The organism is Pseudacidovorax sp. RU35E (genome assembly GCF_900156165.1).
Taxonomy (GTDB): domain Bacteria; phylum Pseudomonadota; class Gammaproteobacteria; order Burkholderiales; family Burkholderiaceae_C; genus Xenophilus.
Window position 1 is genome coordinate 106,198 of record NZ_FTMY01000004.1, and the last position, 19,352, is coordinate 125,549.

General features: G+C 70.4%; 19 protein-coding genes. 10 read left to right on the forward strand and 9 right to left on the reverse strand.

The window, feature by feature from the left end:
* Positions 1–10: 10 nt before the first annotated feature.
* Together BXA03_RS08225 and BXA03_RS08230 are read right to left on the reverse strand one after the other, a co-directional pair.
* Entirely contained in the window at positions 11–1,273 is a 1,263-nt protein-coding gene (locus BXA03_RS08225; RefSeq protein WP_143476249.1) for an acyl-CoA dehydrogenase family protein, read from the reverse strand.
* Positions 1,270–2,085 (reverse strand): MetQ/NlpA family ABC transporter substrate-binding protein, encoded by an 816-nt coding sequence (locus BXA03_RS08230; RefSeq protein WP_076506015.1) that lies wholly within the window; start codon positions 2,083–2,085, stop codon positions 1,270–1,272. The genes BXA03_RS08225 and BXA03_RS08230 overlap by 4 nt, the downstream gene beginning before the upstream one ends.
* A 271-nt stretch (positions 2,086–2,356) precedes the next feature.
* Between BXA03_RS08230 and BXA03_RS08235 the strand changes: the two genes are divergently transcribed.
* From BXA03_RS08235 to BXA03_RS08250, 4 genes are all read left to right on the forward strand, one after another.
* The gene (locus BXA03_RS08235; RefSeq protein WP_083715956.1) at positions 2,357–3,298 is read left to right on the forward strand and encodes a methionine ABC transporter ATP-binding protein; all 942 of its coding nucleotides are present in this window, start codon (positions 2,357–2,359) and stop codon (positions 3,296–3,298) included.
* Positions 3,291–3,953 carry a methionine ABC transporter permease gene (locus tag BXA03_RS08240; protein ID WP_076506018.1) on the forward strand — a complete coding sequence of 221 codons (663 nt, stop codon included), beginning with the start codon at positions 3,291–3,293 and terminating at the stop codon, positions 3,951–3,953. Before BXA03_RS08235 ends, BXA03_RS08240 begins: the two co-directional genes overlap by 8 nt.
* Before the next feature lie 59 nt (positions 3,954–4,012).
* Complete coding sequence (locus BXA03_RS08245; protein ID WP_076506020.1) at positions 4,013–4,828, forward strand: MetQ/NlpA family ABC transporter substrate-binding protein; 816 nt, start codon at positions 4,013–4,015, stop codon at positions 4,826–4,828.
* A gap of 162 nt (positions 4,829–4,990) precedes the next feature.
* On the forward strand, positions 4,991–5,221 hold the full coding sequence (locus tag BXA03_RS08250; RefSeq protein ID WP_076506023.1) for a DUF1289 domain-containing protein: 231 nt from the start codon (positions 4,991–4,993) through the stop codon (positions 5,219–5,221).
* A 15-nt stretch (positions 5,222–5,236) separates the two neighbouring features.
* On the opposite strand, the gene BXA03_RS08255 is transcribed toward BXA03_RS08250, so the two are convergent.
* Complete coding sequence (locus BXA03_RS08255) at positions 5,237–6,214, reverse strand: CysB family HTH-type transcriptional regulator (protein ID WP_076506026.1); 978 nt, start codon at positions 6,212–6,214, stop codon at positions 5,237–5,239.
* 295 nt (positions 6,215–6,509) lie between these two features.
* Here BXA03_RS08255 and BXA03_RS08260 point away from each other — a divergent pair, with 295 nt between their 5' ends.
* The 5 genes from BXA03_RS08260 to BXA03_RS08280 all read left to right on the forward strand — a co-directional run bounded on the left by BXA03_RS08260 (position 6,510) and on the right by BXA03_RS08280 (position 11,589).
* Positions 6,510–6,944 (forward strand): hypothetical protein, encoded by a 435-nt coding sequence (locus tag BXA03_RS08260; protein ID WP_076506028.1) that lies wholly within the window; start codon positions 6,510–6,512, stop codon positions 6,942–6,944.
* A 228-nt stretch (positions 6,945–7,172) separates the two neighbouring features.
* Positions 7,173–7,856, forward strand: coding sequence for a CHASE3 domain-containing protein (locus BXA03_RS08265; RefSeq protein WP_076506031.1), 684 nt, complete (start codon positions 7,173–7,175; stop codon positions 7,854–7,856).
* 11 nt (positions 7,857–7,867) lie between these two features.
* A complete protein-coding gene (locus tag BXA03_RS08270; RefSeq protein WP_369822407.1) occupies positions 7,868–9,118 on the forward strand; it encodes an arsenic transporter in 1,251 nt (416 codons plus the stop codon).
* 24 nt (positions 9,119–9,142) lie between these two features.
* Positions 9,143–10,471 carry an MFS transporter gene (locus BXA03_RS08275; RefSeq protein ID WP_083715957.1) on the forward strand — a complete coding sequence of 443 codons (1,329 nt, stop codon included), beginning with the start codon at positions 9,143–9,145 and terminating at the stop codon, positions 10,469–10,471.
* A complete protein-coding gene (locus tag BXA03_RS08280; protein WP_076506036.1) occupies positions 10,468–11,589 on the forward strand; it encodes a metallophosphoesterase family protein in 1,122 nt (373 codons plus the stop codon). The genes BXA03_RS08275 and BXA03_RS08280 overlap by 4 nt, the downstream gene beginning before the upstream one ends.
* A 213-nt stretch (positions 11,590–11,802) precedes the next feature.
* On the opposite strand, the gene BXA03_RS08285 is transcribed toward BXA03_RS08280, so the two are convergent.
* Complete coding sequence (locus BXA03_RS08285) at positions 11,803–13,851, reverse strand: acid phosphatase (protein ID WP_076506039.1); 2,049 nt, start codon at positions 13,849–13,851, stop codon at positions 11,803–11,805.
* A gap of 312 nt (positions 13,852–14,163) precedes the next feature.
* Here BXA03_RS08285 and BXA03_RS08290 point away from each other — a divergent pair, with 312 nt between their 5' ends.
* Positions 14,164–14,490 (forward strand): diguanylate cyclase, encoded by a 327-nt coding sequence (locus tag BXA03_RS08290; protein WP_076506041.1) that lies wholly within the window; start codon positions 14,164–14,166, stop codon positions 14,488–14,490.
* Between the two features lie 175 nt (positions 14,491–14,665).
* Here the strand turns inward: BXA03_RS08290 and BXA03_RS08295 are convergent, their stop codons facing one another.
* From BXA03_RS08295 to BXA03_RS08315, 5 genes are all read right to left on the reverse strand, one after another.
* A complete protein-coding gene (locus BXA03_RS08295) occupies positions 14,666–15,685 on the reverse strand; it encodes a S1 family peptidase (protein WP_083715959.1) in 1,020 nt (339 codons plus the stop codon).
* Between the two features lie 97 nt (positions 15,686–15,782).
* A complete protein-coding gene (locus BXA03_RS08300; protein WP_076506043.1) occupies positions 15,783–15,995 on the reverse strand; it encodes a transcription antiterminator/RNA stability regulator CspE in 213 nt (70 codons plus the stop codon).
* Between the two features lie 246 nt (positions 15,996–16,241).
* Positions 16,242–17,225, reverse strand: coding sequence for an ABC transporter substrate-binding protein (locus BXA03_RS08305; protein WP_076506045.1), 984 nt, complete (start codon positions 17,223–17,225; stop codon positions 16,242–16,244).
* 100 nt (positions 17,226–17,325) lie between these two features.
* A complete protein-coding gene (locus tag BXA03_RS08310; protein ID WP_076506047.1) occupies positions 17,326–18,177 on the reverse strand; it encodes a class II aldolase/adducin family protein in 852 nt (283 codons plus the stop codon).
* Between the two features lie 4 nt (positions 18,178–18,181).
* A complete protein-coding gene (locus BXA03_RS08315) occupies positions 18,182–19,318 on the reverse strand; it encodes an LLM class flavin-dependent oxidoreductase (protein ID WP_076506049.1) in 1,137 nt (378 codons plus the stop codon).
* Positions 19,319–19,352 lie beyond the last annotated feature (34 nt).

Sequence of the window (19,352 nt, forward strand, 5' to 3'; positions counted from 1 at the left end):
CCGTGCGGGGTCAGGAGGCCGCGAAGGCGGCAGCGGGCGTCGAGGGGGTGGGCAGGGGCACGGCACCGCCCAGCAACCAGCGGCCCAGGGCCCGCTGATGCGCGTCAGTGCGCTGCGGTAGCCGCAACGCGCGTGCATCGCGCCAGAAGCGGTCGTAGCCGTTGGCGACGGTGGCCGAGCGCGCGCCCATCAGCTCGAAGATGCCGCTGCCCGCCGCATCGGCGGCCGCGGCCGCCTCGAGATGGGCATCGGCGATCTGCACCGCGAGTGCGTCGTGGGCCTCGGACGCCAGTGCGTCGCCCGCGGCCTGGACCAGGTCGAAGGCGCGGCCGGCGCGGTCGGCCAGTTCGGTGGCGGCCTGCACATTCAGTGCGAGTTCGCCGTAGCGGCGCTGGATCCAGGGGTCGTCTTCGTGGCGCTCGACGCCCGAATGGATCCAGGGGCGCGAAGCGGTCACGGTGTAGGCCCGGCCTTCCTCCAGCGCGCCCCAGGCGGTGCCGATGAACACCTCCGTCCGCACGGCCTGCTGCAGGAGTGTGTGCAGCCCGGCGCGTGGCGCCGAAGGCCGCACTGCCGGGCCGAGCCATTCGGTTTCGCCCAGGTGCACCGCGGTCAGCGGCAGGCTGCCCCCGCCGGCCTGGCGCAGGCCGAAGCCGTCGTCCAGCCGTACGGGGCCCACGCCCGGATGGTCCAGGCGCAGGCTGGCCGCCACGCGCGGGCCGCGTGTGTCGGGCCAGCTCAGCAGCAGGCGGTCGGCGGCATGCAGGCCGGCGGCGGCGTGCAACTCGCCATCGAGCAGCCAGCCGCTGCCGATGCGCCGGGCGCTCAGCGTGGGCAGGTCGGTGTCCAGCGGATGGGTCCACAGCCAGCGCTGGCTGACCGTGGCGGCGAGCAGCGCAGCCGCCCGATCGCCGCCATGCACCGCCAGGCCCAGCATGGCGCCCAGGTGATGGCCGAGCAGCAAGGCCACGGACGCGTCCGTGCGGGCCAGTTCGCGCACGGCCCGCAGCAGGCCCGACACCGCGGCGCCCGCCCCGCCCTGCGGCACGGGAACCAGGGCCGACAGCAACCCGCTGCCCTTGAGCAGCGCCAGCGCCGCCACGGGCCGCCCGCCCGCCTGGTCGCGCACCGGCGCGTCGGCCTGCAGTGCGCGGCGCAGGCCGTGGGCGCGGGCCGTCCAGGTGTCGGAGGCAGGGGCCTCGAAGAAGAGACGGGCGTGCGACCCGGCGCCCTGGGTGCGGCCGTCCTGCGGCAAGCCTGGAGGGTTGCTCATTGCGCCGCTGCGAAGTAGTCGGGCAGCCGGTAGCCGGCCCACACCGGGTTGGCGCGGAAGACGCGCTGGAACTCGGCCGAGCGGTAGGCCTCGGCGATGTCTCGGGCGAAGGCCGCGTTCTCGTTGCCGCGCTTGACGGCCACCACGTTCACGTAGGGCAGCGTCATGTCTTCGAGCTTGAGTGCGTCGGTGAGCTTCAGCCCCGAGGCGACGGCGAAGTTGCCCTGCACGGCCGCCAGGTCGGCATCGGCCAGCGAGCGCGGCGCCTGGGCCGCGTCCAGCGGCACCAGCTTGAGCCGCTTGGGATTGGCGACGACGTCGCGCTCGGAGACGCTGATCGGGTCCCCGCCCGGTTTGAGCTGCACCCAGCCCAGCCCCGCCAGGATGTTGAGCGCGCGCGCCGCATTGACGGGATCGGCGGGAAGCGTGACGGTCGCGCCGTCGGGCACGTCGGCCAGCTTGCGGTGCTTCTGCGAATACAGCCCCATGGGTGGCGTGGGCACATGCACCACCGGCACCAGGTCGAAGCCCTGGCTCTTGTTGGTGGCCTGCAGGTAGAGCGTGTGCTGGAAGATGTTGGCGTCGATGTTGCCGCGCTGTACCGCGTCGTTGGGCTGCACACCCTGGCTGAACTCGACGTAGCGGATCTGGTAGCCCTTCTTCTCGAGTTGGGGCGCGATGCCCTTGGCGAAGGCGTCGCGGTACGGGCCGGGCATGAAGCCCACGGCCAGGTCGGCGGCCTGCGCGGCGAAGGCCGCGAGGCCGAGGAGCGAGAGTGCCGCAAGGCGGCGGGGGCGGAAGTGCAGGGACATGGCGCGGTTCGTCGGGGAATGAGGCCGGAAGCCTGGAAGGCGGACTGTGCGGGGCAGGCGGCCCGCCACGAACGAAGCATTCCGCCATTGCTTAGCCGGCCCGCGCATAACGGCAGCTCGATGCCCCGAGGCGATGCGCCAAAGACGTTTTGCGCATGAGCAATGCCGGATTCATTCGTTCCTGTTCGAAGCAAGCCCGCCCACACTGGCCTGCCTTTCGCCAAGCGGGGCCCTGCGTGGCTGTGCCCCGTCGGCCCTTCATCCCAGACCCATGAGCCTTGCCTCCGACGCCTCCGCTGCCATCGCGCCCTTGATCGTGCTCGATGGCGTGCACAAGCAATTCGCGCTGCCCGATGGCCAGCGCTTCACCGCGGTGCAGCCGCTGCAACTGGCCATCGGCCGTGGCGAGGTCTTCGGCCTCATCGGCAAGAGCGGCGCCGGCAAATCCACGCTGCTGCGGCTGATCAACCTGCTGGAGCGGCCCGATGGTGGCCGGGTGCTGGTCAACGGCCGTGACCTCACCCGGTTGTCGCGCCGCGAACTGCGCGAGACGCGCCAGTCCATCGGCATGATCTTCCAGCAGTTCAACCTGCTGCAGAACGCGACCGTGGCCGAGAACGTGGCCTTTCCGCTGCGCATCCACGGCCGCCATTCGCGTGCCGACATCGACGCCCGCGTGAAGGAATGCCTGGCCCTGGTCGGGCTGGCAGACAAGGCAAGTGCCTATCCCGCGCAGCTCTCGGGAGGCCAGAAGCAGCGTGTGGCCATCGCCCGGGCGCTGGCGCCGCGGCCCGACGTGCTGCTGTGCGACGAGCCCACCTCGGCCCTCGATGCCGAGACCACCCGGGCCCTGCTCCACACGCTGCGCGAGATCAACGCACGACTTGGCGTGACCATCGTCATCGTCACGCACGAACTGCCGGTGGTGCAGCAGCTGTGCCGCCGCGTCGCCGTGCTGGAGCAGGGGGCGCTGGTCGAGCAGTTCGATGTGGACCAGGTGGCGGCCGAGCCGCGGCGCAGCAGCCTGGGCCGCGAGCTGGCCGAACAGATGGCGCAGCGGCCCTGGTCGCGGGCGGGCGGTGCCACCCCGCCGCACTCGGCATCTCCGCATGCGGTCCTGGACGCCGACGGCCCTGCTCTGGCGGTGGCCCAGCCTCCGGCCGCCACCGCTTCTCCCTCGTCCTCGTCCGTCCCTCGTCTTGCCCATGTCTGAGAACATCCTTGCCATCCTTCCCGAGCTCTGGACCGCCACGCAGCAGACCCTGCTGATGCTGGCCATCGGCCTGGGCGCGGCCCTGGTGCTGGGCGGCCCGCTGGGCGTGCTGCTCTTCCTGCTCGGGGCCGGGCAGTCGCTGGACCACCGGCCGGCCTACCTGGTGCTGAGCTGGGTGGTGAACACCGTGCGTTCCTTCCCCTTCATCATCCTGCTGGTGGCGCTGGTGCCCTTCACGCGGGTGATCGCGGGCACCTCCATCGGGCCGCTGGCGGCGGCCGTGCCGCTGTCGGTGGCGGCGATCCCGTACTTCGCACGGCTGGTCGAGCAGAGCATCCGCGAGGTGCCGCGCGGCGTGATCGAGGCGGCCCATGCGATGGGCGCTTCCGAGCTGCAGATCGTGTGGCGCGTGCTGGTGCGCGAGGCCCGCTCGGGCTTGGTGCTGGCCCTCACCGTGCTGGCCGTGAGCTTCCTGTCGTACTCGGCCGTGGCCGGCGTGGTGGGCGGCGGCGGCATCGGCGACCTGGCGATCCGCTACGGCTACTACCGCTTCCAGACCGACGTGATGCTGCTGACCGTGGCCCTGCTGGTGGTGTTGGTGCAGATCATCCAGTTCGGCGGCAATGCCATCGCGCACCGGCTGGACAAGCGCTGAGGCGCGCTGCGCCGGCATTCCTTCCTTTCCCTTTTTTTTCCTGCGTCCCCGTCTCTTCCATGCCTTCGTTTCGCCGATCCCTCGTCCTGGCCAGCCTGACTGCGTTCCTGGCCTTTCCCGTGTTCGCCCAGCCGAGCGCGCCCGCCAAGAAGGAGCTGGTCATCGGCACCACCGCCGGTTCCAACATCGAGGTGCTGCGACGCGGCATCCAGCCGCAGCTCGAACAGAAGGGGTACAAGGTCAAGCTGGTCGAGTTCAGCGACTACGTGCAGCCCAACCACGCCCTGGCCCAGGGTTCGCTGGACGCCAACTACTTCCAGCACATCATCTACCTCAAGAACTTTGCCGAGAAGAACAAGCTGGACCTCGCGGAGGTGGTGCAGGGTCCCATCGCGCCGCTGGGCCTGTATTCGCGCAAGTTCAAGACCGTGGCCGAGGTGAAGGAAGGCGCGCGCATCGCCGTGCCCAACGACCCCACCAACCTGGCCCGCACCTTCGTCTTCCTGGAGCAGTACGGCTTGGTCAAGACCAAGGCCGGCGTCGACCCGCTCAAGGTGACCGAGAAGGACATCGCCGACAACCCCAAGAAGCTGCGCTTCGTGCCGCTCGAAGCCGCCCAGCTGCCGCGTGCGCTGGACGACACCGACTTCTCGGTCATCAACGGCAACTTCGCCATTTCCTCGGGCCTCAAGCTCACCGATGCGGTGGCGCTGGAGAAGACACCCGACTACTACCTGCTGGTGGCCGCCGTGCGCACGCCCGACAAGGGCGCGCCCTGGGTGGCCGACCTGCAGACGGCCTTCAAGTCGCCGTTCTTCAAGCAGGTGCTGGACCGTGACTTCCCCGGCTACGCGCGGCCGGCCGCGCTGCAATGAACGCCGCCGCTGTGCTGGGCGCGACCGTCCATGCGGTGCCGATGCCGCCGCGTGGATGATTCCATCGCCATGGGCGGATGACCCCGCCCGGCGCACACGGTTCTCGGCCGGACAGGGCGGCTGCCGCTTGCGCGTGCCGGGCGCGGGTGGCAGGGTGGTCCGATGCCCATTCTTCTGACGACGAGCCCCTGCATCGGCCAATGCCAACTCAGTCCCGACAAGGCGCGGTGCCTGGGATGCGGGCGTCTGCGCCCCGAGATCAAGTCCTGGAAGTCCATGGCGCCCGAGCAGCGCCATGACATCAACATGCGCCTGCTCGCCACGCAGGGCAAGAAGGTGCGCAAGCGCCTCCTGCGAGACCTGGCCAAGTCCTTCGGCGGCAAGAAGGACTGAGGGCCTGGCCGGCGTTCAGGCCACGTCGGCGGCGAGCTCCGGTTCCACCGCGGGGTCCGGCACGTTGGCCGTGCCGTCCGCGCGAACCGCCGCCTCCACCACCTCACGCGTCAGCGACGGCGAGAAGGATTCGATGAAGGCATACACATAGCGCCGCAGGTAGCTGCCCCGGCGCACCGCCAGTCGCGTGTGGTTGATGCCGAAGAGGGCACCTGCATCCACGGCGCGCAGGCCGGTATCGCGCTCGGCCTCGAAGGCCACGCCGGCCACGATGCCCACGCCCATGCCGAGCTGCACATAGGTCTTGATGACGTCGGCATCCATCGCAGCGAGGGCGATGTCGGCCTCCACGCCCGCCTGCGCGAAGGCATCGTCGATGCGCTGCCGGCCGGTGAAGCCGTTGTCGTAGGTGATCAGCGGGTGTCTGGCCAGCGACTGCAGCGTGAGCGGTTCGGCCAGCACCGGGTGGCCCGGCGGCGCGATCACCGCATGGGTCCAGCGGTAGCTGGGCAGGGCGGCCAGTTGGGGATAGTCGGCCAGGGCCTCGGTGGCGATGCCGACGTCGGCCTCGCCTTCGAGCAGCATCTGTGCGATCTGCCGGGGTGAGCCCTGGTGGATGTGCAGCCGCACGGAGGGGAACTGGCGGCGGAAGTCCTGCACCGCCTCGGGCAGCGCATAGCGCGCCTGGGAATGCGTGGCGGCGATGGACAGCAGGCCCTCGTTCTGCGTGGCGAATTCCTCGCCGGCCTTGCGCAGGTTGCCGCTCTCGATCAGCAGCCGCTCGATGATCGGCAGCACATGGCCGCCCGGCTCGGTGAGGCCCGTGAGCCGCTTGCCCGCGCGGATGAACAGCTCGATGCCCAGCTCCTGCTCGAGTTCGCGGATCTGCCGGCTCACGCCCGGCTGGGAGGTGTGCAACACCTGGGCCACCTCGGTGAGGTTGAAGTTGCGGCGCACGGCTTCGCGGACCGAACGCAGTTGCTGGAAATTCATGGAACAGGGCTTTCTCGGATCGGCTTTCGGGCCCTGGACTCGGGCCATCGCGCATGGCAGGGGCGCGGGCGGCCCATTGTGGAAAGTCCGGGCTCGGCAGGGAACGACGCAGTTGTTGGTTGCTCATGAGCCAAACATCTGTGGCCAATGTCACAGGAGTGGGCTGGGAGTGGCGTGCTGGCTGTAGGGCGGCTCCTACACTGCCGCGCGCCGGCAGCGAGGGAGCCTCCGTGCACCGGGAGCATGGCCGCCAGCGCGTGGCCATGGGACGTCCACATCACACATCCACAAGACCATGAACAAAGCAGCCCGTCTGCTGGTGCTGGCGGCCACCGTGCCGCTCGCCGCCTGCACCGCCATGACCCACATCACGACCGTCCAGTCCAATGCGCAGGTGACGATCGCCACCTCGAAGGAATCGGGCGTGCCGCGCTCGGAGTCGTTCCGCACGACCAGCTTCGGCAACTATGAATTCAAGGCCGAGGCGCCGGGCAAGGCGCCGTTCTACGGCATCCTGCCGCTCAAGTTCAACGGCGGCTATCTGGCGCTGGACATCCTGTTCTTCGCGCCGGCCACCTTCTTCAACCTGCGCGAGGTCTATCCCTACTACGAGTTCGACATCGACAAGAAGCACGTGCGCTACAAGAAATACGCGGACGAAGAATGGAGCATCTTCATTCCGCTCAAGGCTGACGAGGCACAGGGACGCGACGCACTCGGCAAGCGCTGACGGCATCGGCGCCCAATGCGCCGAGCGTGAACCTGGCAGCGGCGGCGCCGACCTCCGACCCCACCCCTGACGGCGGGCTGTCCCCAAAGCGGACAGCCCGCCGTCTGCCTTTCATGCATCGAGAACGGCACCCATCGCCAAGTGCTTGATCCGACGGGCCCGGGCGCCTGGCACGCTTCTTGGAGTGATGACGCCTCACGCTGTCACACCCCTCCCCATCAGCCCGCCATGCGACGCCTCGGCGCCATCGACCTCCGCAGCCTGCTGCGCTCGGCACCCTTCGTCGCGGTGCTGGTGGTGGCGGGCGTGCTGTCCTTTCGATACCACCAGTTGCTGCTGTCTCAGCGCGCCTCGATCGAGCACACCTACCAGGTGCTGACCACGCTGGAATCGACGCTCGTGCATGCCATCGACGCCGAGACCGGCCAGCGTGGCTTCATCATCACCGGCGACGACCGCTACCTCGAACCCTACGACCGGGCCCTGGCGCAGATCGCGCCCCTGGCCAAACGGCTGCGCACCCTGGTCAGCGACAGTGCAGTACAGCAGCAACGCGTGGACCGGCTCGAGTACGGCGTGGCGCTGAAACTGGCCGAGCTGCATGAGACTGTGCAGGCCCGCCGCATCCAGGGCCCGGATGCCGCGCGTGCCCTGGTGCTGCGCGACGAGGGCAAGCGCACGATGGACGAGGTGCGGGCCGTCATCGCCGAGATGCGCGACGCCGAGTCGGCGCTCCTGGCGCAGCGCAATGTCCAGGCCCATGCCACCGAGCGCTGGCTGCTGGCGATCACGCTGGCTTGCACGGCGCTGTCGGTGCTGGCCCGGCTCGGGCTTGCGATGATCGCCCGCTTCCATGTTTCGCGCGTGTCGCTGCCGGCTGCTTCATCCGCGCCGCCCAGCGGCGCCTCCTGACCCCTTCCATGCTGTCTTCCCACCTCACCATCTGGGCCATCGCCGGTGCCACCACGGCCGGCGTGCTGATCCGGCCCTTCAAGCTGCCCGAGGCCATCTGGGCCGTGGCCGGCGCGGCCCTCGTCGTCGTGCTCGGGCTGCTGCCGGCGCAGCAGGCGCTGGGTGCCGTCGCCAAGGGCAACGATGTCTACCTCTTCCTCATCGGCATGCTGCTGCTGTCCGAGACGGCGCGGCGCGAAGGGCTGTTCGACTGGGTGGCCGGCCACGCCGTCAACATGGCGGGCGGATCGCCGATGCGGCTGTTCACGCTGGTATACGCCATCGGCGCGGTCATCACCGCCTTCCTCTCCAACGACGCCACGGCCGTGGTGTTGACGCCGGCGGTATATGCCGCTGCGCGCAAGGCCCGCACGCCGGCCCTGCCGTACCTGTTCATCTGCGCCTTCATCGCCAATGCTGCGAGCTTCGTGCTGCCCATCTCCAACCCGGCCAACCTGGTGCTCTACGGTGCGCACGTGCCTTCGCTGTGGCCGTGGATCAAGAGCTTTGGCCTGCCCTCGCTGCTGGCCATCGGCGCCACCTACGTCTGCCTGCGCCTGGTCATGCGCAAGGAACTGGCCGGCGCCTGCGAGCCGCGCGTGGAGGTCGAGCCCCTGCACGCCGGCGGCTGGACGGCGCTGGGCGCGCTGATCGTCACGGCCATCGTGCTCATGACGGTGTCCTTCAAGGGCATCGACCTGGGCCTGCCCACCGCCATCATGGGCGGGCTGACGGCGGCCGTGGTGCTGGTGCGCGACCGGGCCAACCCCTGGCCGCTGGTCAAGGACATTTCCTGGAGCGTGCTGCCGCTGGTGGCGGGCCTGTTCGTGCTGGTGGAGGCGCTGCGCCAGACGGGCGTGATCGGCATGCTGGCCCACTGGCTCATGGCCGGCGTGCAAGGCAGCGTCCACGGCGCCGCGGCCGTGGCCGGTGCCGTGGTGGCTGTGGGCTCGAACGTCGTCAACAACCTGCCGGCGGGCCTGCTGGCCAGCACGGTGCTGCAGCAGGCGAAGCCGCCGCAGGTGGTGATCGATGCCACGCTGATCGGCGTGGACCTGGGCCCGAACCTGTCGATCACCGGCTCGCTCGCCACCATCCTGTGGCTGGCCGCCATCCGCCGCGAGGGCGACGACGTGGGCTTCTGGCGCTTCCTGAAGGTGGGCGTGCTGGTGATGCCGCCCGCCCTCGTCCTGGCCATCGGGGCGCGGCTCCTGATTGGCTGATCCACGCACCTGGAGACACCCGCCATGCGCAACTCGCCCACCCTCGCGGCTTCCGCGAATGCAGCAGACGGGGACCGGCAGGGCGGGGACAAGCGCCGCGCCACACGTGCCCTGTGCGCGCTCAACTTCTTCATGGCCGACATGCAGGCTGGCATCGGGCCCTTCCTGGGCGTCTTCCTGCAGCAGCGCGGCTGGCAGCCGGGCGCCATCGGTTCGGTGATGACGGCCGGCGGCGTGGCCGGCATGCTCATGACGGTGCCAGCGGGCGCCTTCATCGACCACACGGCGCGCAAGCGCTGGGTGGTGGTGATCACCGGCATCTGCACAGTGCTGGCCTCCTTCCTCATCCTCTGGTCGCAGGCGGGGTGGGTGGTGACCGTGAGCCAGGTGGCGACGGCCATCGCCGGGGCGGCCATCGGGCCGGCGGTGGCGGGCATCACGCTGGGCGTGGTGCGCCAGCGCGGCTTCAATGCGCAGAACGGGCGCAACCAGGCCTGGAACCACGCGGGCAACATGGTGGGCGCGGCGCTGTCCGGGTGGCTGGGCTTCCGCTACGGCATGCCGGCCATCTTCTTCCTGGCGGCGCTGTTCGGCGTGTTCGCCATCCTCTCGGTGCTGACCATTCCCGAGCGCACCATCGACCACCGCGCCGCGCGAGGGCTCGAAGGGCCGCATGACGGCAAGACCGCCGCGGCCGATGGTGGCCAGGCCCAGGGCCTGCGCACGCTGCTGCAGAACCGGCCGCTCCTGATCCTGGCCGCGGCGCTGGCCTGCTTCCACCTGGGCAACGGCGCCATGCTGCCGCTGTACGGTCTGGCGGTGGTCGGCGCCGGCAAGGGCAATCCGGCCATGTTCACCGCGCTCACGGTGGTGGTGGCGCAGGCCGTCATGATCGTCACCGCCCTGGCCGCCATGCGCCTGTCGGCCACGCGCGGCTACTGGCTGGTGATGCTGGTCTCCTTCGCCTCGCTGCCGCTGCGCGGCCTGATCGCCGGCAGCGTGATCGACAGCTGGGGCGTGTGGCCGGTGCAGGCGCTCGACGGCATCGGGGCGGGCCTGCAGAGCGTCGCGGTGCCGGGGCTGGTGGCCTGCCTGCTCGACGGCACCGGCCGCGTCAATGTGGGGCAGGGTGCGGTGATGACCGTGCAGGGCCTGGGCGCCAGCCTGTCGCCCGCCATCGGTGGCTGGCTTGCGCAGCTCTTCGGCTACCAGCTCGCCTTCTATGTGCTGGGTGGCTTCGCGCTCGCGTCGCTGGCGCTGTGGATCGGCTTCGCCACGATGCTGCGGCCGGCATGCGCGGGCGTGTGCGAGCGGCCCGCTTCTCGTTTCACCTTAAAGGAGTCATCGGCATGAGCGCGGCATCGATCGCCTGGATCCACATCGGCGACCTGCACATGGACGAGGCCGACGGCTGGGCCGCCCGGCCGCGGCTGCAGGCCATCGTGGAAGAGCTCAACGCCCATGCGCGCGAGGCCGACTTCGTCTACCTGCCCGGCGACAACGCCAACCACGCGACGCCCGCGCAGTACGCCGCCATCACCGAGGCACTGGCGCCGCTGGCGCTGCCCTGGCGCGTGATCCCGGGCGACCACGATTTCGAAGGCGGCAGCCTGGCCGCCTACGAGGCCGCGTTTGCGCCAGCGCAGCGCCCGGAGCACGAGGTGATCGCCGGCCACCGCTGCATCTTTGTCGATGTGGTCGGCAGCGGCGCCGGCGGGCCGGACTTCCGGCTCAACTCCCACCACCGCCATCGCATCGCCCGCCAGCTGGCGCTGGCCGAGGCGGCGGGCGAGGTGCCGCTGGTGTTCATGCACTGCTATCCCGGCGACATGGCGGCCGATAGCGAGGCATTGGCGCGGCTGCTGGCCGATGCGCGCGTGCCCTTCGTCGACACCGGCCACACGCACTACAACGAGCTGCTCAACGATGGCGCGGTGGTCTATGGGGCCACCCGCTCGACGGCGCAGATCGAGGAGGGCGGCGGCGTGCCGGGCTTTTCGGTGGTGTGCGTGCACGACGGCGTGCCGAGCTGGCGCTTCCGCCCGCTGGGCGCGGCGTGGCCGCATGTGCAGATCGTGTCGCCCTGCGACCTTCGGCTGGTGACCCGGCCTTCACAGGCCCGGCAGGTGCCGCGGCCGGGACGGGTGCGCGTGGTGGCGCGGCGCTTCGGCGCGGCCCATGAACCCATGCTGGCGGCGCTGGACGATGCCGCCCCGCAGCCCATGCGACCAGGTGCCCCGGGTTTCTGGGAGATCGACCTCCCGGTGGATGCACCGGGCCTGCACCGCATCGACGTGAGCTGTGGCCGTGCGGCGGATTCCGTCGAGGTGCTGGTGCGCGCGGCCGACGGCGTGCCCCGGCGCGGACCGTTGGTCGCGCCGGGCCATGCCTGCCACGCGATTGGCGCCTGGCCGGTAGCCGGCATCGACGGCCTGCAACTGGGGCCCAACCGCAACGGCGGCGATTGGTAGCCGTGGATGGGCTCAGACCCGTTCTCCGCAATGTCGCGTGGCACCCGTAAGCGTGAAACCGGCACGGCCTGGAGCATCTGACGGCCGCGGAGCAGGCCAATGCCAGTGCACCCGCGGAACCGGCTTTGCCGGGCCGGGGGGTGCGCCCCCCTCCAAGCCGAAGGCGCGAGAGAGGGGGGAGCCGCGAAGCGGCATGGGGGGTGTCAACTCAGATCAGACGCCGTCGATGCGCACCAGCACCGCATTGGCGGTGTAGCTCACGCTGACCTTGCCGAAGCCCTGCACCGTGACGTTGCCGAAGCGGCCCTGGCGGCCCGTGGCCTGGATCACGGTGAGCGTGTCGCCCACCTTCGGCGCGTAGCCGCTGGCGAAGCGCACGGCCAGGTCGCCACCGGCGATCACGGCAGTGCCGCCCACCTTCAGCAGGCCGGCACCGTTGGCGCCCGCCACCACGCTCAGCGTGCCGGCGGTCTGCGTGTAGCGGCCCGCCAGCGTCAGCGGCGCGCCGGCCGCGGTGCTCTCCAGCGTGCCGCCCTTCACGAAAACGTCGCCATTGCCCAGGGCCGTGGCCGAGTCGGCGCCCATTAGGCCCGCGGCCAGAACGGTGCCGCCGCTGTAGACGTTGTTGCCCGACAGACGCAGCTGGCCGCTGCCCAGCTTGGTCAGCTTGCCGGCACCGGCGATGTCGTTGCGCCAGCGGTCAAGGGCATGGAAGCCACCCAGGCTGGCGTCCATGGTCACGGCCACGTCGCCGTCGAAGCGGCCATAACCGTCGGCGGCGGCGAAGAGGTTCAGCCGGCCCCAGCCTTCGCCGTCGTTGCCCAGGGGATAGCCCGAGTCGATGGCCGTGGTCTTGAGCACCACGCGGCGCTGGTCGGCACTCAAGTAGGGCAGGCGGGTCTCCAGCAGCACCTCGGCGCTCTTGGGCACGGTGGCCGGCTGGCCGGCGGCGCCGGTGGTGCCCAGGCCGTAGGTCATGCGCTGCAGGTAGGTGCGGCGCCAGGCGGCGGTGTCGCTGAAGCGGTCGAAGTCGGGCTGCGCGGCGTCCGTCGTGCGCGGCGTGCGGGCATAGGCGGCCAGGGCGTTGAAGTCGGCGCTGCCGCTCTGCGCGCGCAGCCAGGCCTGGGCCTGGTCGAAGGCCGCCTTCTTGGCCGCGTCGCTGTAGCTGGCCACGCTGGAGAGGTTGTAGGCCACCACGGCCGTGGCGTGCACGCGCCCGCCCATCGTGTCCAGCGGCGAATGCATGCCGGCCAGGATGCGGTTCTCGCCCATCTCCATCGCGCGGGCGACCAGCTCCTGGTAGCGCTGGGGCACCAGGTAGGCCATGGCCAGCGTGTCGCGCCAGGCCTCGGCGGTGTGGCCGCTGGGGAAGCCGCCGTCGGTGGCGGGCGTGGTGCTCTTGGCCGATTCGAGCGCGGGCACCACCTTCACGTCGCTGCTCCAGCGCCAGGGGCGGGCGTACTTGTAGAAGCGCTTAGGCGGCTCGGTGGAACCGGCGGCCAGGCCGTTGATGAAGTCCACCGCCAGACCCATGTTCGCGTTGCCGCCCGAGGCACCCACGCCCACGTTGTTGCCGCCGTCGTTGACGGCCGGCGCGATGGCGGTGTTGGGGTCCACGGCCGTGATGGTGGTGGTCTGCTGCGTGCCGGCGCGCCAGGCGCTGGTGAGCGGGCCCATGCCGTCGCTCACGCTGTAGCCCTTGCCGCGGCGGTCGTCCAGGTAGGCCGCCAGGCCCTGGGCCGTCGTGCGCGCCTGGGTGACGGTCTTGACGTAGTTGATGTTGGCGGCGTGGATGGTGGCGCTCTTCACCGTGCCGTCGGTGCTGTCGCCGGGAATGCCGCTCCAGGTCGAGGGCGACACGGCGGGGCAGCCGTTGGCCGCGGCCAGCGTCACGCCGGCATCGACCTTGAGCGAGCTGGGCGTCCAGATGTCCAGGAAGCCCTGCAGCACGCGGGCACCGGCATTGGTGTCCAGTGTGACGGTGCAGGGGTTGTCGCGCTGATTGGTGGCGCCGGTGTCGACATAGGCGAGCACGCTGGGAATCGGGGCGGTGTCGGTGCGGCCCAGGCCGGCAGGCTCGGCCGGGACGGTGACGGTCTCTGCGGTGGGGCTGCTGCCGCCGCTGCCGGAAGCGATCGTGCCGCTGGCGGTGGGGGTGAAGCTGACGTTGTTGCCGTTGCCGCCGCCACAGGCCATGAGAGCGGCGGCGCTCGCGACGGCAAGGACGAGGGTGCGAAGGCGGAGGTTCGGTGCGGGGACCATCGGAATCTCGGGTGAGGACAAGGCCCGGGATTCTGGGAAGAGTTTGTGACAGTTCTGCGGCCAGGCGCGGCCGTCAGCGCTGTGGGCGCGCCGCGCCGAGCGATTCAGGAGAAGAACCTGGATCAGGCCATGGGCACGCCCCGGTTTGCCAGGACGTCCAGGGCATGCGGCTCACCGCTGCCGGAGATGCCGTGCTCCTCCCGTCTTTCATCGCCCCGGTCAAGCCACAGCCCGGCAGGTATTCGTTCGGCTCGTCGGGCAACGATGGTCTGAGCCACCTCAACGGTGGGATCTTCAAGCATGTCACCAAGGGTGCTCCATGCCCGTGTCGATACGGCTCAACGCGAGGAATTCGCGTGCATCCTGCCCGGCTCGCCGCATGCGCAGGCCCTGGCCCTGGCCGTGGCGGAGCAGGCGCGCCTGGCCGTCGCGGCGCTGGGCATCGCCCATGCGCATTCCGACGTGACCGCCCATGTCACGGCGAGTCTTGGCGTGCTGACCTTGGAGGGCGCGCAGCCGCACACGCCGGATGCGCTGCTGCGCCTGGCCGACGGCGCGCTCTATCGCGCCAAGCGCGAAGGTCGTAATCGGGTGGTGGGGGTGACTGTCGGCGGCCGCATGCCGGGTCTGCCGACCTGAGATGCACACCTGAGCGGCTGCGATCCCATTCGGCGGCCCGTGGCGGACCTGCCCATCGGCCTGAAGGGCGCGACCATGCTTGCGCGTGCAATTGGGGGCTGAGGTGGTGGCGCACCGAGACATTGTCGAGGGCGTCAGGCCGTCGCGACGTACTGCGCGGGCGGCCGGCCCGGCGCTAGGCCGCCTGGGTCAGCACCTTCAGCACATCGGCGTACCAGGCGCAGTTCAGGCCAAGCGACTCGTCCTTGACGAGGTCGCGGGTGCGCATGTCCATGCGCGTGGAGTGCACGCCGAGCAGCTGCCACGAGGCCAGCGAGGACCGCGGGCCCGCGTCGCTGCCCAGCCTTCGCCGGACCACCGGCGCGCCGCTGCTGCCGCGGTGCGTCCTCGCATCCGTCAGGAAGTGGCCCTTCTGCTGGAAGCGCACGCCGTAGCTGGAGGCGATCGAGGCGCTGCGGGCGACGGCCAGGTGATGGACCGTGTCGTGAAAGCCCAGTGGGAAGCCGATGACGGTCAGGTTGTCGCCCACGGCCACGTCCTCGCCGCGCGGCGCGAGGTGCGATTCGTCGAAGGTCCGCAGTTGCACGCCCTCCGGCAGCCGGGCGGTCTGAATCTCCAGGGTGGCGATGTCCACCGGCCCGCCCGTGTCGGCCGCCTGCCGCCACAGCGCGCGGCCCTTCTCATAGAGGGGCATCGAGAAGGTGGCGTAGCGGGTCAGGTCTTTGGCGTCGGTGTGCAGCTCGATCTCGATGCGATCCGGCGCATGGGCGCTCGGCGCGTCGGAAAGGACATGGGCGTTCGTGACCAGGAACAGCCGGTCGTCGCGACGGAAGAAGAAGCCGCTCGCACCGGTCAGCAGCCGCGCGCCTTCATAGGTGCTGATGTGCGTGGTCGTCAGCAGAATGGACTCGACCGGCTGCCGCGCATCCTGGCCGGACGGGGGCGGCGCAGTCCCGCTGAGCACCGTCTGCGTCCTGGCGACGTCGCGTTCGAAGGCGGCAAGCACATGGTCCGACACGGGTGTGTTCAGGATGACCGTGCGTGCGGCTTCGGCATGGGCCTCGAATGAGCGCACCAGGGTGTCGTGCGCACTGGGAGGAAGCGCTTCCAGCAGTGCGGGAAGCAGCGCGTCCAGTGCGATCAGGCTCCCCTTGAGTTCGCAGATGCGCTCGGTGGCCTCCTGCAGGTTCTTCATGCCACGGTGCCTTCCAGAAAGAGAAAAGCGCGGACGAACCGCGCTTGAGGGGCCAGGCCGTCTTGGGAGACCGGCCGGGCCATCGGGCCGTGCGACTTCAGCTCACGGCGCGGATGTTGGAGGCCTGGGGGCCCTTGGCGCCCTCGACGACCTCGAACTGCACATGCTGGTTCTCGGTCAGGGTCTTGAAGCCGCCGCCCTGGATCTCACGGAAGTGGGCAAAGAGGTCCTTGCTGCCGTTGTCGGGGGCGATGAAGCCGAAGCCCTTGTCGTCGTTGAACCATTTCACGGTTCCGGTCTGTGTGGTCATGTCGATTTCCTTTCGGGATTGCCGGGAAGCGAAAGCGCTCCCGGTGAAGAGACGCCAAGAAAATCAACAAGGGAGATTCGACACAGCCGCGGGACAAACCCGGGAGAAGCGGAAAAGGACCGTTGCAATGAAGGCCTTGCACATATCAACGAGCCCATCGTACGTCGATAGCGCCTCGCGTGCCGCTTTTGCCAATTTATCTTTTCGGGTCCGTCGCCGGCCGGCGTTCCGCGGCCGGTGCGCCGCTCAACCCGGCAATGCAAAGCCCTTGTCGAAGGTGCCCGCCACCTGCAGCGGCGCCTTGATCAGGCCCACCCTGGCATAGAAGTCGGCCGTGGCCTGCTGGTCGGCCACCACGCGTTCGTCGATGGGCACCCAGGCCTGCTGGCGGCGCTCGAACTGCAGGCGCGCGGCCTCGGGCGAGATGCCGATGACGCGGGCCAGCGTGGCCGAGTAGCTGCCCACGTTGCGGTTGGCCCATTGCTGGGCCTGGGCCACGCGCTGCAGGAAGTCCTGCAGCACCGGTCGCTTGGCGGCGATGGCCGCATCGGTGGCTGCCAGGTAGCTCAGGCCTGGCAGCAGGCCGCGGCCGCCGACGAGCACACGCGCATGGCCGGCGGTCTCGGCCATGGCGGTGTAGGGCTCCCAGGTGGCCCAGGCATCGACCGAGCCCTGCGTGAGGGCCAGCTTGGCATCGGCCGGCGGCAGGAAGCGCAGGTTCACATCGCCCGGCTGCAGGCCCGCGGCGGTGATGGCCTTGAGCGTGACGAAGTGGCCGATGGAGCCGCGGTTGGTGGCCACGCTGCGGCCCTTGAGGTCGGCCGCACTGCGCAGCGGCGAGTCGGGCCGCACCAGCACCGCGGTGCCGTAGGCATCGCTGCGGTTGGCGCCGATGGCCTTCACGCGCGTGCCGGCGGCCAGCGCAAAGATCAGCGGCGCGTCGCCGATGGGGCCGGAATCGACCGCTCCGGCATTGAGCGCCTCGGCGAGCGGCGCGGCGGCCGGGAACTCGGACCACTGGATGTCGTAGGCAATGCCGTCGAGCGCGCCGGCCGCTTCGAGCAGGGCGCGCAGGCCGCCCTTCTGGTCGCCGGCCTTGAGCACGGGGCGCGATTGGGCACGGGCGGCCAAGCTGGGCAGGGCCAGCGCGCAGGCCATGGCAGAACCCGCGGCGATGAAGCGGCGTCGCGGGGCTGAAGAGAGAGAAGTTGGAAGTTCGGGGGAAGTCATTTGGGATGGGTGCGGCCGCGCCACCAATGGGGACATGGCAGTGGGATGGGTGGGAACGGTGGCGCTGGCGCGTGCAGCGCAGCAGGGGGCCTCGCCGCGTTCAGTCCAGCAGGTCGGGCTCCGCGGCCACCAGTGGCTGGTAGAGGCTCTCGAAGGCCTGCAGCGCGCCTTCGGGCCCGCCGATCTGCGCATGGGTGTGGCGGGCCGTGGCCTCGTCGATGGGCCTTGGGGTGCCGGCGGCTTCGGCCAGCAGTTGCGTGTGGCAGGCGTTGTCCAGCGCGATGTACCACCAGGCGGCGGCCTCGACCGAGCCGCCGGCGGTCAGGATGCCGTGGTTGCGCAGGATGGCGCCCTTGCCGAAGCCGCCGTCCGGTCTGGCCAGCGCCTCGGCGATGCGGGCGCCTTCGGAGAGGTCGACCACCATGCCCGTGAAGTCGTCGAACAGCGCCACGTCGCCATGGAACACGCAGGCGTCCTGCGTCAGCGGCAGCAGCGGCCGGCCCAGCGTGGAGAAGGCCTTGCCATAGGTGGAGTGCGTGTGGGCGGCGGCCACCAGGTCCGGATGGCGTTCATGGATGGCGGCATGGATGGCGAAGGCGGCCTTGTTGAGCGGCCGGTCGCCGATCACCGTCTCGCCGCGGCTGTTGACCAGCAGCAGGTCCGACACGCGGATGCGCGAGAAGTGCACGCCCAGCGGGTTGACCCAGAAGTGGTCCGGCAGCTCCGGGTCGCGCGCCGTGATGTGGCCCGCCAGGCCCAGGTCGAAGCCATGCCGCGCGAAGAGGCGGAAGGCGCCGGCCAGCCGCTCCTGGCGGTGGCGGCGCTCGGCCTCGACGCTGGTGCGCGCCGGGGGCGGGTCGAACCAGTAGCGCGCCTGCGGCTGGGCATGGAAGCGCGCGCGCAGCGCGCCGGCGGCGGGCTGGAGATGCTCGCGATGGACGGGGGCGTTCATGGCTTCAGGCCACCCGGCGTTGGCTTTGCGCACGGCGGGCGGCGGCGCGCTCGGCCACCAGGGCGCGGGTGCGCGGGATCAGCTCGCGGCCGTAGTCCAGCGCGTCCTCCAGCGGATCGAAGCCGCGGATGAGGAAGGTGGTGACGCCCAGCTCCCAGTAGTCGAGCAGCGCCTCGGCCACCTGTTCGGGCGTGCCGACCAGGCCGGTGCTGTTGGAGCGGCCACCGGTCTCCTGCGCGATGGATGTCCAAAGGCGCTTGTCCACGCGTGGGCCCTGATCGGCGGCTGCGAGCAGGCGGCGCGCGCCTTCGCTCTGTTGCGGACCGCCGCGCGAATAGCCGGCCACCACGCGCAGGCGGCGCGTCTCTTCGAGGATGCGGTCGGCGCGGGCCCAGGCCGCGGCTTCGGTCTCGGCCAGTACGGGCCGGAAGGAGACCGAGAAGTTGACCTGCCGGCCATGGCGTGCGGCCTCGGCGCGCACGCGCGTGGTCAGCTCGCGGGCCTGGTCCAGCGACTCGCCCCACAGGGCGTAGACGTCCGCATGCTTGCCGGCCACCTTCAGCGCCGCCTCGGAAGCGCCGCCGAAGTACACCGGCACATGGGGCAGGTCGTCCTGCGTCTGCACCGGCTTGACCTCGGAGAAGGCGTTCTCGGCCTGGTAGTGGTCGCCGTGGTGGTGGAAAGGCCGCTCGGCGGTCCACACTTTGCGCAGCACCTGCAGGTATTCGTCGGTGCGGGCATAGCGCTGGTCGTGGTTGAGCCAGTCACCGTCGCGGCGCTGCTCTTCGTCCGAGCCGCCGGAGATGTAGTGCACGGCCAGGCGACCGCCGGTGTACTGGTCCAGCGTGGCGAACTGCCGGGCCGCCAGCGTGGGCGCCACGAAGCCGGGCCGGTGCGCCAGCATGAAGTGGATGCGCTCGGTCACGCTGGCTGCGTAGGCCACGGTGAGCGTGGCGTCGGGGCTGGTGGAATGGTGAGGCACCAGGATGCGGTCGAAGCCGGCCTGCTCGTGCGCCTGCGCGAAGGCCCGCACGTAGTCGCGGTCGATGGCGGGGCCGCGCGGCGCATGCGTCTCCGAGACCTTCTGGGTCTGGATCATGCCGATGAACTGGACCTGGTCGTCGGTGGGGGTGTGGCTCATGGATGGCTTTCTGGACGGGTGAAGAGGGGATGCG

What these genes read in the sequence shown, in the direction of transcription:
- BXA03_RS08225 (WP_143476249.1), bottom strand. Translation starts at nt 1,273, where the DNA reads ATGAGCAACCCTCCAGGCTTGCCGCAGGACGGCCGCACCCAGGGCGCC.
- BXA03_RS08230 (WP_076506015.1), bottom strand. Translation starts at nt 2,085, where the DNA reads ATGTCCCTGCACTTCCGCCCCCGCCGCCTTGCGGCACTCTCGCTCCTC.
- BXA03_RS08235 (WP_083715956.1), top strand. Translation starts at nt 2,357, where the DNA reads ATGAGCCTTGCCTCCGACGCCTCCGCTGCCATCGCGCCCTTGATCGTG.
- BXA03_RS08240 (WP_076506018.1), top strand. Translation starts at nt 3,291, where the DNA reads ATGTCTGAGAACATCCTTGCCATCCTTCCCGAGCTCTGGACCGCCACG.
- BXA03_RS08245 (WP_076506020.1), top strand. Translation starts at nt 4,013, where the DNA reads ATGCCTTCGTTTCGCCGATCCCTCGTCCTGGCCAGCCTGACTGCGTTC.
- BXA03_RS08250 (WP_076506023.1), top strand. Translation starts at nt 4,991, where the DNA reads ATGCCCATTCTTCTGACGACGAGCCCCTGCATCGGCCAATGCCAACTC.
- BXA03_RS08255 (WP_076506026.1), bottom strand. Translation starts at nt 6,214, where the DNA reads ATGAATTTCCAGCAACTGCGTTCGGTCCGCGAAGCCGTGCGCCGCAAC.
- BXA03_RS08260 (WP_076506028.1), top strand. Translation starts at nt 6,510, where the DNA reads ATGAACAAAGCAGCCCGTCTGCTGGTGCTGGCGGCCACCGTGCCGCTC.
- BXA03_RS08265 (WP_076506031.1), top strand. Translation starts at nt 7,173, where the DNA reads ATGCGACGCCTCGGCGCCATCGACCTCCGCAGCCTGCTGCGCTCGGCA.
- BXA03_RS08275 (WP_083715957.1), top strand. Translation starts at nt 9,143, where the DNA reads ATGCGCAACTCGCCCACCCTCGCGGCTTCCGCGAATGCAGCAGACGGG.
- BXA03_RS08280 (WP_076506036.1), top strand. Translation starts at nt 10,468, where the DNA reads ATGAGCGCGGCATCGATCGCCTGGATCCACATCGGCGACCTGCACATG.
- BXA03_RS08285 (WP_076506039.1), bottom strand. Translation starts at nt 13,851, where the DNA reads ATGGTCCCCGCACCGAACCTCCGCCTTCGCACCCTCGTCCTTGCCGTC.
- BXA03_RS08295 (WP_083715959.1), bottom strand. Translation starts at nt 15,685, where the DNA reads ATGAAGAACCTGCAGGAGGCCACCGAGCGCATCTGCGAACTCAAGGGG.
- BXA03_RS08300 (WP_076506043.1), bottom strand. Translation starts at nt 15,995, where the DNA reads ATGACCACACAGACCGGAACCGTGAAATGGTTCAACGACGACAAGGGC.
- BXA03_RS08305 (WP_076506045.1), bottom strand. Translation starts at nt 17,225, where the DNA reads ATGACTTCCCCCGAACTTCCAACTTCTCTCTCTTCAGCCCCGCGACGC.
- BXA03_RS08310 (WP_076506047.1), bottom strand. Translation starts at nt 18,177, where the DNA reads ATGAACGCCCCCGTCCATCGCGAGCATCTCCAGCCCGCCGCCGGCGCG.
- BXA03_RS08315 (WP_076506049.1), bottom strand. Translation starts at nt 19,318, where the DNA reads ATGAGCCACACCCCCACCGACGACCAGGTCCAGTTCATCGGCATGATC.